This window comes from Sphingobium sp. MP9-4 (assembly GCF_005281675.1).
Lineage (GTDB): Bacteria > Pseudomonadota > Alphaproteobacteria > Sphingomonadales > Sphingomonadaceae > Sphingobium > Sphingobium yanoikuyae.
The window spans coordinates 73,468-87,867 of record NZ_LUFI01000049.1 but is presented as its reverse complement, the minus strand read 5'-3'; the positions used below and the strand labels follow the sequence as shown (position 1 = coordinate 87,867).

The window sequence follows — 14,400 nt, the reverse complement described above, 5'->3', positions numbered from 1 at the left end:
CATGACTGCGCTGCTCATCACCATCGACACCGAATTGTCCGCAGCGCTGCACCAGCGCGGCTTCGGTCTTGAGCAGAATCTGCGCCAATCGATCTGGGGTGAGACGGCGGCCGGTGCTTTTGGCATCGGCTGGCAGATGGACCTGATGGACCGCCATGGCCTCAAGGGCGTCTTCTTCCTCGATCCCCTGCCGGCGTTGATCCACGGCCCCGCCTTTCTCCAGCCCATCGTCGCGGCCATCGTCAGTCGCGGGCATGAAGTGCAGCTCCACCTGCACAGCGAATGGCTGGCCTGGGTCGAAGATTCGCCAGTTGAAGGGCGACAGGGGCGCAATATCGGCGATTTCAGCCTGGCCGACCAGATCACCCTGCTCGGCCTTGGTCGCGACCTGCTGGAACAGGCGGGCGCCCCGCGGATCAGCGCGTTCCGGGCCGGCAATTTCGGCGCCAATGACGATACGCTGCGGGCGCTGGCGGCGATCGGCATCGGCTGGGACAGCAGCGTCAATCCGGCCTATCTCGGCCAGGGATGTGGCATCAGCATGGATGCCGGCCAGATCGGCGCGGTTCGCGCCCAGGGTTTGGTCGAACTGCCCGTGTCGGGTATTGCTGACCGCCCCGGCCATTTCCGCCCCGCGCAGATCTGCGCCATGTCGGCCGCCGAAATGCGCGCCGGCATGCGCCACGCCGCGCAGGAAGGTCATGATGCCTTCGTCATCGTCACCCATAGTTTCGAAATGCTCTCGCGCGATCGGATGCGCCCGAACCGCACGGTGATGCGCCGGTTCGAGCAATTGTGCCGCACCGCAGCAGCGACGCCGGGCATGCGTCCTGCCGGCTTCCATGATCTGTCGCCCGCGCTCGCCGATGCCCCCGCGCGCGCGCTGACCCGCGTGCCGCCCAACCGGCTGCGCACCGGCCTGCGTGTCGCGCAACAGGCCTGGGCGACCTGGCGCTACGAACATCGGCTGGTGCCTGCGTGAGCCGCCTGCCCTGCGCGATCGTCATCGGCCTGGAAAATGCGATCAGCCTGACCATCGTCCGGGAACTCGGCCGCCATGGCGTGCCGGTCCATGGTGTCGGGCCGGCAAGCGGGATCGCGGCGGCATCGCGCTACTGCACGGACAGCACCGATCGGCCGTCAGGCCCGGCGGCCGATTGGCTGCCCGACCTGATCGCCCGGACCGGCGCCCGCGCCGTCTTCGCCATTTCGGAGACCGATCTGCTCGATCTGGCGCTGCTGCCGCCGATGATCGGCGATTGCCATATATTGGTCCCGCGCGCCGAAGCGCTCAACCAGGTGATCGACAAGCGCCGCACCCTGGCGGTCGCATCGGCGCAGGGCCTGTTGATACCGCAAACCTGGCAGCCGATGGCGGGCGACGATTTTCAGGCTCATGCCGCATCCATGCCCTATCCGCTGGTCGCAAAATGGGCCAATCCGCCAGCGGTTATGCCGCTGCTCGAGCGGGCGGGGCTGGAATGGATAAAGGCGGAATATGTGCGGACGCCGGATGCGTTGCAGGCGCTGCTTGCCCGCTATCGTCCGGTCGGTATCTGGCCGATGATCCAGCAATATTGCGGCGGTGTTGGCCTGGGACAGATGCTGTTCATGGCCGATGGTGATGCGACCCTGCATTTCCAGCATCGCCGCCTGCACGAATGGCCGCCCGAAGGGGGCGTATCGACGCTGTGCCGTGCCGAACCGCGCGACCGCCATGGGCCACAAATGGCATTGTCCGAACAATTGCTGCGGGCGCTCGGCTGGCAGGGGCCGGCCATGGTCGAATATCGCTATGATGCAGCCAGCGGTCATTATTGGCTGATGGAGGTGAACGGCCGCTTCTGGGGCAGCCTGCCGCTGGCCGGCCATTGCCATGCCCATTTCGCCTGGGAAGCCTATCGCCGGGCGGTGCTGGGTGAAACGGATGCGGCGCCCCTGCCCCGCGATACGCTGCGCGCGCGCTACATGGTGCCGGAAACCAAGCGCCTGTTGCGATTGCTGATGGGCGGTAAGATCGCCGATCCCTTCTTCCGGGCCAGCCCATGGCGCGACCTTGCCACCTATCTGCTGGGCTTCCTAGACCCGCGCATGCGCTATTATGTCTTCAGCTTCAGCGATCCCCGGCCGTTGCTGCGCGATCTGGGGCAGATCGTCAGGAAGGCGTTGCGCCGGGATAAGTCCTGATCAGCGCCGTCACCGCCTGCTCGATCCGTTGCAGGCAATAGGCCATGTAGCGATCGTCCAGGCCATAGGGATCGTGCAGATGCGGCATCATCGGCTGTGTCCATGTGCCAAGCAACTGGCGCGGCAGGTGCGACAGGCGCGGATCGGCAGCCAGCCGATGCAGTTGCCGCACTTCCATCGCCAGCAGCAGGTCGCCTGGCTGCGGCTGATAGTCCGTCCTGTCGAGTGCCTTGTGGCCTGACAGGTCATGGCCCAGGGCCTGCGCCGCCGCGATTGCCGGATCATGCGCCGGTCGTCCGGTGGTGGTCGACAGGCCGAAGGAGGCCGTGCGGGCGCCGGCCTTGCCGGCCACCACATCGGCAAAGGCGCTGCGACAGATATTGCCCTGGCACACGAAGACCAGCCGACGCACTTCGGCCGGGTCGGGACGCAGCGTGGCCGATTGCCCCAGCGCGAGCTGCGGATAGGATAGGGCCAGGCGCACCAGACCGCGAAATGTGCCGAACCGCGCGTTGATCATGAGGCGGTGCCGATGGGGAGCAGGGAATCCATTGAAAGGGCCTTAGCCCAAACAGGTTGCGATTTCCCTCCCCCTGTGGCTAGCCGCAAAGATGCGATCAACAAAGGACAGCCCGCAGGGAAGCGATTCCACCATTGCCGATGTCGCCGCTGCGGTGGGCGTCTCGATCCGCACGGTATCACGGGTTCTCAACCAGTCGCCCAAGGTCAATGCGGAAACCCGCGAGCGCGTCCAGAAGGCGATTGCAGCGCTCAACTTCCGTCCTTCCATGCGCGCCCGCGCCTTCGCCATGGGCCGCTCCTTCCTGATCGGCATGGTCCATAATGATCGCAACGCGCTGGTGCTCGACGCCGTGCAGCGCGGCATCGTCGGCGAAGCGGGCCGGCGCGGCTATGAACTGGTGGTCCATCCCACGCCCATGGATGCCGCCGCCTCGGTCGAGGATGTGCTGCAATTCGTCCGTCGCTCGCGCACCGACGGTCTGGTGGTGCTGCCGCCGGTATCGGGCATTGCCGGACTGCCCGAAGCGCTGGCGCGCGAGCATATTCCCGCCGTTGCCCTGTCGGCCCTGCCGATCACCGGCTATGCCGATGTGATCCTGTCGCCCGAGCGCGAGGCGGCCGCACAGGTGGCGCACTATCTGCTGGAACTTGGCCATCGCCGCATCGCGATGGTCGGCGGCCCGGCCAACGCCATTTCCGCGCAGGAGCGCCGGGCGGGCTTTGTCGAGGCGCTGGCCGCCGCCGGTGTCACTTTGCTGGACGAGGCGGAGGGCGATTATGGCTTCCAGTCGGGCCTTGCCGCCGCCGAGCGCTTCCTGTCGCTGCCGACCGCGCCCACTGCGATCTTCGCCGCCAATGACGTCATGGCTGCCGGCGTCCTCAAATGCGCCGGAATCAAGGGCGTTGCCGTTCCGCAGTCGCTGTCCGTCGTCGGCTTCGACGGCAGCCTGTTGTCGCATGTCGTATCGCCAGCGCTCACCACCATCTGGCGCCCCTTTGGTGATATGGCGCGGATCGCGACCCAGCAACTGATCGACCGGATCGAGGGGCAGGCCGTAACCGCCGAACTGCCCCCGCCGCTGCGCCTGGTGGAGGCGGAATCGAGCGGTCCCGTCCCCGCCTGACCGATCAGAGCCGATAGGCGCGGCGCACCAGCCCGACGGTCAGTTCCTGCGCCAGCTCGGCCGCTTCCCAGTCGGCCAGCCGATGTTCGGCGACCAGCCGCGCCAGGAAGGCGCAGTCGATGCGGCGGGCGACATCATGCCGCGCCGGGATCGACAGGAAGGCGCGGGTATCGTCGTTGAACCCGACCGTATTGTAGAAGCCGGCGGTCTCCGTCGTCATCTCGCGGAAGCGGCGCATCCCTTCTGGACTGTCATGGAACCACCAGGCTGGGCCCAGCCGCAGGCAGGGATAATGGCCGGCCAGCGGCGCCAGTTCGCGGGCATAGGTGGTCTCGTCCAGGGTGAAGAGGATGATGGTCAGGTTGGCGTCGTTGCCGACCACCTCCAGCATCGGCTTCAAGGCACCGACATAGTCGGTGCGCATCGGGATGTCGGCGCCCTTGTCGCGGCCATGGCTGTGGAACAGCGCGGCATTATGGTTGCGGCACGAACCGGGATGGATCTGCATCACCATGCCGTCCGCCTGGCTCATCTTGGCCATTTCGGTCAGCATCTGGGCGCGGAACAGTTCGGCATCGTCGGCATCGGCCGTGCCGCCGACGATCTTCGCGAACAGCGCCTCGCACTCCACGGTCGACAGGTTGGCGGTGCGCGGCGTCGCAAAGCCATGGTCGGTCGCGGTTGCACCCATGGCGCGGAAGTCGGCGCGCCGCTTGGCATGGGCGGCCAGATAGCCTTGCCAGCTTTCGACATCCTCGCCGGTCATGTTGCCGAAGCGGACCAGCGCGTCGCGAAATTCCTCATGCTCGGGATCGATCACCGAATCCGGGCGATAGGTGGTGACCACCCGCCCCTGCCAGCCGGATTCCCGGATCGCCTGATGATGGCGCAGATCGTCGTCCGCGCCTTCGGTCGTCGCCAGCAATTCGATATTGAACCGCTCGAACAGCGCGCGCGGACGGAAGGCGTCGGTGGCGAGCGCCGCGTTGATCGCATCATAGACCTGGTCGGCGCTTTGCGAGTCCAGCGCCACGTCCAGCCCGAACACTTCGGCAAAGACATGGTCTAGCCACATGCTCGACGGGGTGCCCCGGAACAGATGATAATGGCTGGCGAACAGGCGCCATGCCGCGCGCGGATCGGTATCGGGCAGGCCGCCACGATGCGGCACGCCCAGATCGTCCAGCGCGATGCCCTGCGAATAGAGCATGCGGAACAGATAATGGTCGGGCGCCAGCAGCAGTTCGGTCGCGTTGGACCAGGGGGCATTGGTGGCGAACCAGGCCGGGTCGGTATGGCCATGCGGGCTGATGATCGGCAGGTTGGCGACCTCGGCATAGAGCGCGCGGGCGATCGAACGGGTCGTGGGATCGGCGGGGAACAGGCGGTCGGGCGACAGGGTAAGCGGATGCATGGCGATCTCCTTGTCCGCCGGTTACCGCCTTGTGCCAACGCTGGCAATGGCCTATTCCAAACCCATGTCAATCCTTGCCGAAACCGCCCCGCTGCTGGCCCTTCAGGTCGCACCCGAAGATGATGTCGCCGTCGCGCTGCACCCGCTGGGGGCAGGGCAGACCGTGCGCGTCGGCATGGTCGATGTGCAGTTGCGCGATCCGGTCCCGGCCGGGCACAAGTTTGCGCTCCACGATATTGCGGCCGACGCGCCGGTCCGCCGCTATCGCGCGCCGATCGGCCTGGCGACGCGGGCGATCCTGGCGGGCGAGCATGTCCACAGCCATAATCTCCACACCGCGCTTTCGGGCGAACTGGCCTATCGCTTCACCGGCGCGCAGCCGCAGCCGCTATCCCCAACGGACCGGCCCGTCCCGCATTTCCGCGGCTATGTCCGCGCCGACGGCAGCGTCGGCACGCGCAATGAGATATGGATTCTCCCGACCGTGGGTTGTGTCGGCCGATTGGGTGAGCGGCTGGCAATGAAGGGGGCGGCGCTGGCGGAGGGGCGTATCGATGGCGTCCATGCCTTCAATCACCCCTTTGGTTGCTCGCAACTCGGCGCCGATCTGGACGGCACGGCCGCGATTCTCTCCTCTCTGGCGCTCAATCCCAATGCTGGCGGGGTGTTGCTGCTCGGGCTGGGCTGCGAATCCAACCAGCTTGATGCGCTGCTGTCGCGCATTCCGCCCGATCGCCGTGCCCGGCTGCGCACCGTCCGCGCGCAGAGCGAAAGCGACGAGTTCGAGGCTGGCATGACGGCGCTTGCTGAACTGATCGATCTCGCCAGCGCGGATCAGCGGCAGGATGTGCCGCTTTCGGCGTTGCGCCTGGGGGTCAAATGCGGTGGCTCCGATGCGATGAGCGGCCTCACCGCCAATCCGCTGATCGGTCGCATGGCCGATGCCGTGGCCCAGGCACAGGGCAGCGCGATCCTGACCGAAATCCCGGAGATTTTCGGCGCGGAGACGCTGTTGATGAAGCGCGCCGAGAATGAGGCCGTGTTCGATCGGCTGACGCAGGTGGTCAACCGCTTCAAGCGCTATTTCCTCGACCATGGCGAGCCGGTGTCGGAAAATCCCAGCCCCGGCAATATTGCCGGCGGCATCACCACGCTGGAGGAAAAATCGCTGGGCGCGGTGCAGAAGGGCGGGATCGCCATCGTGACCGACGTCATCGACTATGGCGACCGCATCAGCCGCACGGGCCTCACCATATTGGAAGGCCCCGGCAATGATGCCGTGTCGACGACGGCGCTGGCGGCGGCTGGCGCAACCCTGACCTTGTTCTCGACCGGTCGTGGCACGCCACTTGGCAGTCCGGTACCGACGGTCAAGATCGCGTCGAACAGCGCGCTGGCCGATCGCAAGCCGGGCTGGATCGATTTCGACGCCGGACGCGTCCTGCAGGAAGGGATGGATGCCGCGGCCGATGCGCTGCTGGCGCATATCGTCGCGATTGCCAGCGGGGCGCCGGCCCGGAACGAGGTGAATGACGAACGCGCCATCGGCATCTGGAAGCGCGGCGTAACCCTTTAGTTTTTCGCCCAAGGATCAATGGGCGTTGGGGCGATCCGTCCGTGCGGGACCGGAGGACGCCGGCAGAATAAGCCCGGCGCCGCGCCATCAGGCGGGCACCGGGCCAGTTCCTCAGCCGTTCAGCTTGTCCTTGACCGCCTTGGCGGGGGTGAAGGTCAGCTTCTTGGCGGCAGCGATCTGGATGGTCGCACCGGTCGAAGGGTTGCGGCCTTCGCGGGCGGGCGTGTCCTTGACCTTGAACTTGCCGAAGCCGTTGAGCGAAACTTCTTCGCCCTTCGCGGCAGCATCGGCGATCGCGGCGAACACGCCATCGACCAGCTTGCGAGCATCGGCCTTGGTGATGTTGTTGGCCGAAGCCAGGCTGTCGGCGAGGTCGCTGTTGTTCATGGAATAGACTTTCCTTTGTTGTTGGCGCGCATTGCATAGCTGGCACGAAAGCCAAGGTCCATCGCCCCCAAGCGTCCGATTGCGCTTAAAAGTGCGGTTAATGGGGCGTTTTCGACGCTTTGTGCATGCGACGATGCCAACCGACCGGTCAAAGGCCGATATTGCGGCCTGAGCGGCCGGATCATCATCAATGGAAAGGTGGCGGAGACGGAGGGATTCGAACCCTCGGTAGCCCCTTAAGGCTACGACGGTTTAGCAAACCGCTGGTTTCAGCCACTCACCCACGTCTCCGCACGAATTTGCCTACCGGAAACCGGGAGGCAGTGGCTAGGCGACGGGCTATAGCGACGGCTTTGATCCATGGCAACGGTCCAAATGTGCGATTTTTCATGCGGATTTGCACAATCGGATTCAATCTGGCTTAGAATCGACTCCGGTGGGCGTTCGTTCATTGTCGTTTCAGCTTGGCGACGGATAATCTGACGGATGTTTTCAAGAGCGGGCTTCGGGGAGTATCGGGTAATGATCGGCAGCATGGGGCGCACGGGCGCCCGCTTCGCACGGGTGGGTGCCCTGATGGCGGCACTCGGCGGGCTCCTGCTGGCGCCGGTCGCCAGCGCGCAGATTCGCACGGTCGATCCCAACACGGCGATCGATTCCGATCTTGCGCCGCCGCCGGTCCAGAACAGCACGCCGACCGATCCCGGTGTCGACTCCAGCCTGCCGCCGCCAGCCAGTTCGACTGATTCCGGCACTTATAATGCCGCTCCCGCTGCCGGCGGTGCGACCGCCACCGGCGCGCCGGTCACCTCCAATTCCCCGCCAGCCGCGATGGCGCCGGGCGAATCCTATCAGGAAGATGACCTGATCGGCGCGGCCGAAGGCGTGTTCGGCAAGGGCGCCGAGGGCCTGGCCGGCATCATCGAGAAGATCCTCAAGGATCAGGGCCAGCCCAATGCCTATATTTCCGGGCGCGAGGCGTCCGGCGCCTTCGTGGTCGGCCTGCGCTATGGTTCGGGCACGCTCAACCACAAGATCGAGGGCAAGCGCGAAGTCTATTGGACCGGCCCGTCGATCGGCTTTGACGTCGGTGGCAATGCCGCCAACACCTTCGTCCTGGTCTATAATCTCTACGACAGCCAGGATCTCTACCACCGTTTCCCGGCCGCCGAAGGCACCGCATATCTGGTCGGTGGCTTCACCGCCAGCTATCTGCGCTGGGGCAGCGTGGTGCTGATCCCGATCCGCCTGGGCGTCGGTTATCGCCTCGGCGTCAATGCCGGCTATATGAAGTTCAGCGAAAAGCGGACCTGGCTGCCCTTCTGACGGTCATAGCAGGGAGAGCTGGGCGCCCGCGTCGCCGCTCTCCCCCGCTTCCCCCTCGCCTTCCAGATTATGCACGCCCAGGCCCAGCAGCCGGGCGCCCATGCGCAGCGGCAATTGCGCCTTCAGCAGCGCGCGACCAGCGTCCACCAACTGTTCGACTGACCGGACCGGCGCGGCAAAGCTGCGCGACCGGGTGATGATGCGGAAATCGGCGAACTTCACCTTCAACACCACGGTCCGGCCATAGGCCTGCGCCTTCTCGATCCGGGCCCACAGGCTTTGCGCGATCCGCTCGATTTCGCGCAGCAGGGCCTCCTCGGCGACAAGATCCTCGAAGAAGGTATCCTCGACGCTGACTGACTTGCGCTCCTGCCGTTCATGCACCGGCCGGTCGTCCTCACCCCGCGCGGCGCGATAATAGAAGAGCGCGCTGCTGCCGAAATGGGTCTGGAGGAAGGACAGGTCGCGATCGCGCAGGTCGGCGCCGGTCTCGATCCCAAATTTGTGCATTCGTTCGGCGGTAACCGGACCGATGCCGTGAATCCGCCGCACCGGCATGCGCGCCATGAAGTCGGCGCCTTCCGCCGGCCGCACCACGCACAGCCCGTCGGGCTTGTTCTGGTCTGACGCCAGCTTGGCGATCAGCTTGTTGTAGGACACTCCGGCCGATGCGGTGAGGCCCGTTTCTTCCTGGATCAGCCGCCGGATTTCCTGCGCCACCTGCGTCGCCGATGCGATGCCCGGCTTGTTCTGCGTCACGTCCAGATAGGCCTCATCGAGCGAGAGCGGCTGGATCATGTCGGTGAAGCGCGCGAAGATCGCGCGGATCTGGGCAGATACGCTGCGATAGACCTCGAACCGCGGCTTCACGAACAGCAGCTCGGGGCATAGCCGCCGTGCCCTGGCACCCGGCATCGCCGATCGCACCCCGAATTTCCGCGCTTCATAGCTGCAGGTGGCGACCACGCCGCGCGGACCGCCACCACCCACGGCAATTGCCTTGCCGCGCAGACTCGGGTCGTCACGCTGTTCGACCGACGCATAAAAGGCGTCCATGTCGATATGGATGATCTTGCGCAGCGTGGGCGGCGGGGCGTCCATGGCCGGCCTTATGCCACCATGGGAACGAAAGGGAAACAGTCGGGCGTGTCAGCCCTTCTTCTTGCCCTTTTCATCCTTGGCCATGGCCAGCAGTGCGGCAAAGGGGCTGGCCTGATCCTCGGTCAGCACCCCGGCCTCGCGCAGATAGCTGTCGGCCTCCGGCGCGCGCGGATAGGGCTCCATCGCCAGCGCCACCGTCTCGGCTACCGCTTCGCCCATGTCGATGACATTGCCGTCATAGCCGATCGTGTCGCAATCCTCCGCGTCCAGCTCCAGTTCCTCGCCCTCGGGCAGGTCGCCGCTCTCGGGCACGAAGCGCAGCAGGAAATCGGTATCGATGGTTTCGGGCACCGGCAGGCCGGTGGCGACGCAGGGCTGGGCCAGGGCGGCGCGCACCCGACCGCGTGCCAGGATCGTGCTGCCCTCCGCGCTCAGCTGATAATCCGCCTCCAGCCGGTCGAGCGCCAGCAGCGCAAAACGGCGCATCAGCGCAGCACGCTCGCCCTCATCGGCGCTGATGGTCACCAGGCTGTCACCCAGCTTGCCCAGCTGGTCGGCGCGCACGGGGCGCGAAAATTCGATCATGTCGCTCATCCAAGGTCTCCAGCCAGCAAGGCGTCGCGGGTCAGGCAGGCCAGCCTTGTCCAGCGCGCGCGCAGCGCGCCCTCGACATGGGCCAGGGCGTCCGTCGACGGGGCATCACCGCGATACAGGTTTCGGCGCAGCGCATCCTCCAGATCGCCCTCCCCCGTCAAGGCCGCACGATAGGCCGCCAGTCGCCCGCCCAGCGCGCTCATCATCCGGCCGATATGCTTGCCGACGACAACATCGCCAATCCCTTCCTGGCGCAGCTGGCCGTCCATGTCGTCGACGAACAGCTCGGTCAGCCACACGCTGTCCTGCGCCGCGCCCAGCGCCTCCAGCCGCATCAGCACCTGCGCCAGTATCGCGACGATCATGTCGAACCGGCCGTCCAGCGTATCGGGCACACCGCCCTGCAGATACCAGTGCGGCTGCCGTCCTTCGGCCACCACCGCATGATAAAGCGGCATCAGGCCGGCCTTCGGATCATCGCGGCCCAGCAGGCGCTGGAGGAAGGAAGGACGGGATTGGGACATGGGTTGCCGTCTTTTCGTGATGGAATGTGGGCCAGCGGGCTTCGCGGGCGCGTGCGCCCCTTGCCGGGGCCTGCGCATTTCCATATTGATCGCTGGGCCGCCCGATGCAATGGCGGCTTTCTGTTTCTTGGGTTCGCGGGCCCGTCCCCGCAGGAGAAGACCATGCGCAAGTTTAGCCGCCAGTCCCGCCGCGGGCGTTTCCTGCTGGCTCTGGGCCTCGGCGCGATCGTGATCAGCGCATCGGGCTGTACCCGCATCCGCACGCATCAGGGCTATCAGGTCGACAAGCTGCTGGTGGACTCCGTCCAGCCCGGCATCGACAACCGTGCCTCGGTCGAAGGCACGCTGGGCCGTCCCAGCTTCGTCGCCCAGTTCGGCGAACAGGACTGGTATTATGTGTCGCGCGACATGCGCTCGCTCGCCTTCTCCAACCCCAAGCCGGTGTCGCAGACCGTGCTGCATGTCCGGTTCGACCCGGCGGGCAATGTCGTCGCGGTCGATCGCATGGGCCTAGAGCAGGTCGCGCACATCTCGCCGACCGGCGACAAGACCCCGACGCTGGGCCGTCATCGCAGCCTGTTCGACGAGATTTTCGGCAATATCGGTGCCGTGGGTGCCATGGGTGCCGGCTCGGCCGGTGGCGCCGGTCCGGGCGGCGGCCCGAACGGCAGCTAAGGCTGGCCGCACTGCGAAGATATAGGCGCCGTCCTGTCCATCATGGACCGGGCGGCGTTTTTGTTCGGACGGCATGACCTGGCCATTGGATCGGCAGCGGTTCAACCTGCGACAGACACAAAAAAACCGCCGTTTCCGGCGGTTTTTGCTTCCTTCCTCACCAAAGGAAAATGGTGCCAGAAGAGCTTTCGGTCGGACGACCTAAACGATTGATTTAACAGTCAAATCATAGACTTGCGAATACGCCAACGGCATCATTAGCATGATTTCAATTCGTGGAAAAGGCTGGACGACTATGGACGCGGTGATTCGGTCCCCGAGACCGCAAATTAATGGCGGCTCCGTTCAGCGCTGTGGATTATTCGGACCACAGGCCAGCGTGAGAAGAGCCGGCATCCTTAGTAGCGATACCGCGTACCTATGATGAGGGCAGCGAGAGCCTACGATTTTTGTCGAAGGCTTTGATAGTGGAGAAGTGAGCAAGAAAGGGCGCGCGCTAGTCCGCGTGTACCAACGCAAGTTCGTCAGCGTCCAATTGCATTACCACCTTGCAGAAATGTGAAGACTCGGTTGACAACGCCCGATTGTGGCTGGTGCTCACGGAGATCATTCGCGATATTCAACTCATCGACGGGGGTGAAGGATAATTTCAAGCGGACTGCGGAAGAGGCCCCGAACACTTTCGAAGTAATTGCGGACGCCGCTGCGGCGCGTCTCCACGAGAAAGGGCTGAGCTTGGCTAGCACTACATTGGCAGAAGTGGGATTGACGCGCTTGAGAGAGCGCCTCCGCAATGAGGGCATTGGCCTGGCGGTGGGCGCGAGAGGCGGTAAAGGATGGTTTGGCGGACTGCCGGCAGGCTGGGCTGAGGTGGTGGCCCGGGGACTCTTTTTTTTCCGTCCCGCCTGAGCGAGCCTGCGGGTCTGAAGGAAGGCATAGGCCATCATTGTCATCAGAGAGTGGCGATGCAGCCCGATCCAGGAGCGACCCTCGAAGTGGTCGAGGCCGAGTTCTTCCTTGTGTTGCTGATGCGCCTGCTCGCAGATCCAGCGCGCCTTGATCGCCCCCGCGAGGTCCCTCATCGAGGTATCGGCCGGTAGGTTCGAGAGGTAGTATTTTCGCTCGCCGGTCAAGCGATGCTCGCCAACCAGCCATGCTTCTTCGCCGGGCATGTGTTGAGCTCCGGCTGCGCCGATCCGCTGTGGCGCACCATCGGCGATGCGTACACGCACGGCGGCAAAGCGCGCTGACAGGCGCCCCTTCGTTCCCCGGCGCCAGCAGACCTGACGCCACTTTACGTCTTCGAGCATGGCGTGCGCGGCCCGGGATTTGACGTCGGGCACGTGCCGTACACGCGGACGCCCGTGGTTCGCCACCGGGAAGATCAGTTGCACGTCGGCAGGATAGACCTTCTGATGCCGGGGGATGCCGACGGCCCAGCAAAGATCCCGTGCGCTCAATGCCTGCCGGAACGAGGCGGATAGGCCATATCCCGCATCGGCCAGAACGCAGCCGAAGCGGACCCCAGCGGCGATGACGCGGTCGATCTCCTCAATGGCGATCTCGGGCTTCGTGCGATAGGTCTGGAGAAGATCCGGCACACCAGCCTTGGCCATCCGCACCACATCGCTCGTCCAGCTTTCCGGCAGGAAAAGCCGTAAGCTCAGCATGACCGGCACTTCTCCCGAGGCCAGCGTCACCGATACCAGCGTTTGGCAGTTCGCGTTCTTGCCCAGCGCCGTGGCGTATTGCGGCGCGACACCGACCGACGCCTTGCCTTTCTTCGGCAGCGCGGTGTCGTCGATGATCAGCCAGGCCTTGTCACCGCCGACCAACTCATCCGCCTGTCGCCACAAGGTCGCTTCCAAGGGCGCGCTGTCCCAGATACCTGCACCAATGAAATGGTGCAGCCGGTCGTAGCTGACCTCACTCACGCGGGCCGCCATGGGCTGGATGCTCTTGCGATCACCGGGACCGATCAAGCCCGCGATATACGCTGGACACATCCGCCGCCGTGTCTTGTTGCCGAGCCCCTGCAGATACGGTTCCAGCCAGCGCTCAAGATCGCCCTGCCAATTCCCTTCCATCACCAGCCTCCATCAAAGCTGGCTCCCTATGAAACACGCATCTTGCCCTGGTGGAATCCCAAAAATCACGCTTCTGCCAAAGTAGTGCTAGTTCTTGCCTGCCCATTCCAGGATCGCCCGACTGGTAAATTCGCTGCCATTACCGCTGACAATGCAGGTCGGTTTGCCATACAGGCGCACCAGCGTGTCCAACTCGCGGGCTATGCGGGCACCAGAGATGCTGATATCCGCCACCATGCACAGGTTCTCGCGACAACAGTCATTATTGATCGCCAAAATCCTGAACTTGCGCGAGGCGACGTCGGTATCGGACACAAAGTCCATCGGCCACCGGCACAGGCATCGGTGTCCGGCTGCCCCGCGTCCGTTTGCGGCCACGGCGTCGGCTCACCGACAAACCTTCCTCCCGATAAAGCCGGTGAAGCTTCTTGTGGTTCATGATCATCCCCTGTCGCTCGAGTATGATGCCGATCCGCCGGTAACCAAAGCGACGGCGCTTGCCCGCGACGTCCTTGATAGCGTCACGGATGGCAACTTGGTCCGGCGGGCGTTCACGCCGAACCGTCTTCAGATCGACACCAAACGGCCCGCAGGCGCGGCGTTGCGAAATCTCGTAATCGCGCAGCACCCGCAGCACTGCGTCTCGCGGCGGGCCCGGTTTTCCCAAAAAATCCATCAGGATGGCGTTGTCCAGCGTACTGTCCGCCAGCAGGCGCTTCAACTTGCCGTTCTCGTCCTCCAGTTGGCCCAAACGGCAATCATATCAACGGGTCCTGACCCCACGCTCTTCGGGCGGGTGGGGAGATTGGCGGCCTCGATCAAGCTGCCCGGTGTGCCGGTACCGGGCGGGACATAAGCCTTCTTCGTTATGTTAGATTATTTC

At 64.8% G+C, this 14,400-nt stretch carries 12 protein-coding genes, 1 tRNA gene and 2 pseudogenes; 6 read left to right on the top strand and 9 right to left on the bottom strand.

Annotated features, from left to right (window positions below; all coding sequences use genetic code 11):
- Window position 1 precedes the first annotated feature (1 nt).
- Together A0U87_RS16260 and A0U87_RS16255 are read left to right on the top strand one after the other, a co-directional pair.
- Entirely contained in the window at window positions 2-982 is a 981-nt protein-coding gene (locus A0U87_RS16260) for a hypothetical protein (protein ID WP_048937997.1), read from the top strand.
- Window positions 979-2,187 (top strand): carboxylate--amine ligase, encoded by a 1,209-nt coding sequence (locus tag A0U87_RS16255; RefSeq protein WP_048937996.1) that lies wholly within the window; start codon window positions 979-981, stop codon window positions 2,185-2,187. Before A0U87_RS16260 ends, A0U87_RS16255 begins: the two co-directional genes overlap by 4 nt.
- Here the strand turns inward: A0U87_RS16255 and A0U87_RS16250 are convergent.
- Window positions 2,156-2,707, bottom strand: a complete 552-nt coding sequence (locus A0U87_RS16250; protein ID WP_048937995.1) for a phosphotyrosine protein phosphatase — start codon at window positions 2,705-2,707, stop codon at window positions 2,156-2,158. The genes A0U87_RS16255 and A0U87_RS16250 overlap by 32 nt on opposite strands.
- A 91-nt stretch (window positions 2,708-2,798) precedes the next feature.
- Between A0U87_RS16250 and A0U87_RS16245 the strand changes: the two genes are divergently transcribed.
- Window positions 2,799-3,833, top strand: coding sequence for a LacI family DNA-binding transcriptional regulator (locus A0U87_RS16245; protein ID WP_048937994.1), 1,035 nt, complete (start codon window positions 2,799-2,801; stop codon window positions 3,831-3,833).
- 4 nt (window positions 3,834-3,837) lie between these two features.
- On the opposite strand, the gene uxaC is transcribed toward A0U87_RS16245, so the two are convergent.
- The gene (uxaC, locus tag A0U87_RS16240; protein WP_048937993.1) at window positions 3,838-5,247 is read right to left on the bottom strand and encodes a glucuronate isomerase; all 1,410 of its coding nucleotides are present in this window, start codon (window positions 5,245-5,247) and stop codon (window positions 3,838-3,840) included.
- A 46-nt stretch (window positions 5,248-5,293) separates the two neighbouring features.
- Here uxaC and A0U87_RS16235 point away from each other — a divergent pair, with 46 nt between their 5' ends.
- A complete protein-coding gene (locus tag A0U87_RS16235; RefSeq protein WP_080993602.1) occupies window positions 5,294-6,823 on the top strand; it encodes an altronate dehydratase family protein in 1,530 nt (509 codons plus the stop codon).
- A 111-nt stretch (window positions 6,824-6,934) separates the two neighbouring features.
- Here the strand turns inward: A0U87_RS16235 and A0U87_RS16230 are convergent, their stop codons facing one another.
- On the bottom strand, window positions 6,935-7,210 hold the full coding sequence (locus tag A0U87_RS16230; RefSeq protein ID WP_017499409.1) for an HU family DNA-binding protein: 276 nt from the start codon (window positions 7,208-7,210) through the stop codon (window positions 6,935-6,937).
- Window positions 7,211-7,409: 199 nt separating this feature from the next.
- Window positions 7,410-7,501: transfer RNA gene (locus tag A0U87_RS16225), tRNA-Ser, on the bottom strand.
- A 231-nt stretch (window positions 7,502-7,732) separates the two neighbouring features.
- On the opposite strand from A0U87_RS16225, the gene A0U87_RS16220 reads away from it, so the two are divergent.
- Window positions 7,733-8,536, top strand: coding sequence for a DUF1134 domain-containing protein (locus tag A0U87_RS16220; RefSeq protein WP_048937992.1), 804 nt, complete (start codon window positions 7,733-7,735; stop codon window positions 8,534-8,536).
- Between the two features lie 3 nt (window positions 8,537-8,539).
- Here A0U87_RS16220 and dinB read toward each other — a convergent pair whose 3' ends face one another.
- From dinB to A0U87_RS16205, 3 genes are read right to left on the bottom strand one after another with little or no spacing between them, the layout of a single operon-like run.
- On the bottom strand, window positions 8,540-9,637 hold the full coding sequence (gene dinB, locus A0U87_RS16215) for a DNA polymerase IV (protein WP_048937991.1): 1,098 nt from the start codon (window positions 9,635-9,637) through the stop codon (window positions 8,540-8,542).
- Between the two features lie 48 nt (window positions 9,638-9,685).
- Window positions 9,686-10,231, bottom strand: coding sequence for a DUF177 domain-containing protein (locus tag A0U87_RS16210; protein WP_048937990.1), 546 nt, complete (start codon window positions 10,229-10,231; stop codon window positions 9,686-9,688).
- Window positions 10,228-10,755 (bottom strand): ubiquinol-cytochrome C chaperone family protein, encoded by a 528-nt coding sequence (locus A0U87_RS16205; RefSeq protein ID WP_010335815.1) that lies wholly within the window; start codon window positions 10,753-10,755, stop codon window positions 10,228-10,230. The genes A0U87_RS16210 and A0U87_RS16205 overlap by 4 nt, the downstream gene beginning before the upstream one ends.
- Before the next feature lie 162 nt (window positions 10,756-10,917).
- On the opposite strand from A0U87_RS16205, the gene bamE reads away from it, so the two are divergent.
- Window positions 10,918-11,430 carry an outer membrane protein assembly factor BamE gene (gene bamE, locus A0U87_RS16200; RefSeq protein ID WP_004209273.1) on the top strand — a complete coding sequence of 171 codons (513 nt, stop codon included), beginning with the start codon at window positions 10,918-10,920 and terminating at the stop codon, window positions 11,428-11,430.
- Between the two features lie 851 nt (window positions 11,431-12,281).
- On the opposite strand, the pseudogene A0U87_RS16195 reads toward bamE, so the two are convergent.
- Window positions 12,282-13,517 (bottom strand): annotated as a pseudogene (locus A0U87_RS16195) (IS701 family transposase); the annotation flags it as partial.
- 99 nt (window positions 13,518-13,616) lie between these two features.
- Window positions 13,617-14,271 (bottom strand): annotated as a pseudogene (locus A0U87_RS16190) (IS3 family transposase); the annotation flags it as partial.
- Window positions 14,272-14,400 lie beyond the last annotated feature (129 nt).

Excerpts from the sequence above, each read along its gene's own strand:
- A0U87_RS16260 (WP_048937997.1), top strand. The coding sequence starts at position 2 with ATGACTGCGCTGCTCATCACCATCGACACCGAATTGTCCGCAGCGCTG.
- A0U87_RS16250 (WP_048937995.1), bottom strand. The coding sequence starts at position 2,707 with ATGATCAACGCGCGGTTCGGCACATTTCGCGGTCTGGTGCGCCTGGCC.
- A0U87_RS16245 (WP_048937994.1), top strand. The coding sequence starts at position 2,799 with ATGCGATCAACAAAGGACAGCCCGCAGGGAAGCGATTCCACCATTGCC.
- uxaC (WP_048937993.1), bottom strand. The coding sequence starts at position 5,247 with ATGCATCCGCTTACCCTGTCGCCCGACCGCCTGTTCCCCGCCGATCCC.
- A0U87_RS16235 (WP_080993602.1), top strand. The coding sequence starts at position 5,294 with ATGGCCTATTCCAAACCCATGTCAATCCTTGCCGAAACCGCCCCGCTG.
- A0U87_RS16230 (WP_017499409.1), bottom strand. The coding sequence starts at position 7,210 with ATGAACAACAGCGACCTCGCCGACAGCCTGGCTTCGGCCAACAACATC.
- A0U87_RS16220 (WP_048937992.1), top strand. The coding sequence starts at position 7,733 with ATGATCGGCAGCATGGGGCGCACGGGCGCCCGCTTCGCACGGGTGGGT.
- dinB (WP_048937991.1), bottom strand. The coding sequence starts at position 9,637 with ATGGACGCCCCGCCGCCCACGCTGCGCAAGATCATCCATATCGACATG.
- A0U87_RS16210 (WP_048937990.1), bottom strand. The coding sequence starts at position 10,231 with ATGAGCGACATGATCGAATTTTCGCGCCCCGTGCGCGCCGACCAGCTG.
- A0U87_RS16205 (WP_010335815.1), bottom strand. The coding sequence starts at position 10,755 with ATGTCCCAATCCCGTCCTTCCTTCCTCCAGCGCCTGCTGGGCCGCGAT.
- bamE (WP_004209273.1), top strand. The coding sequence starts at position 10,918 with ATGCGCAAGTTTAGCCGCCAGTCCCGCCGCGGGCGTTTCCTGCTGGCT.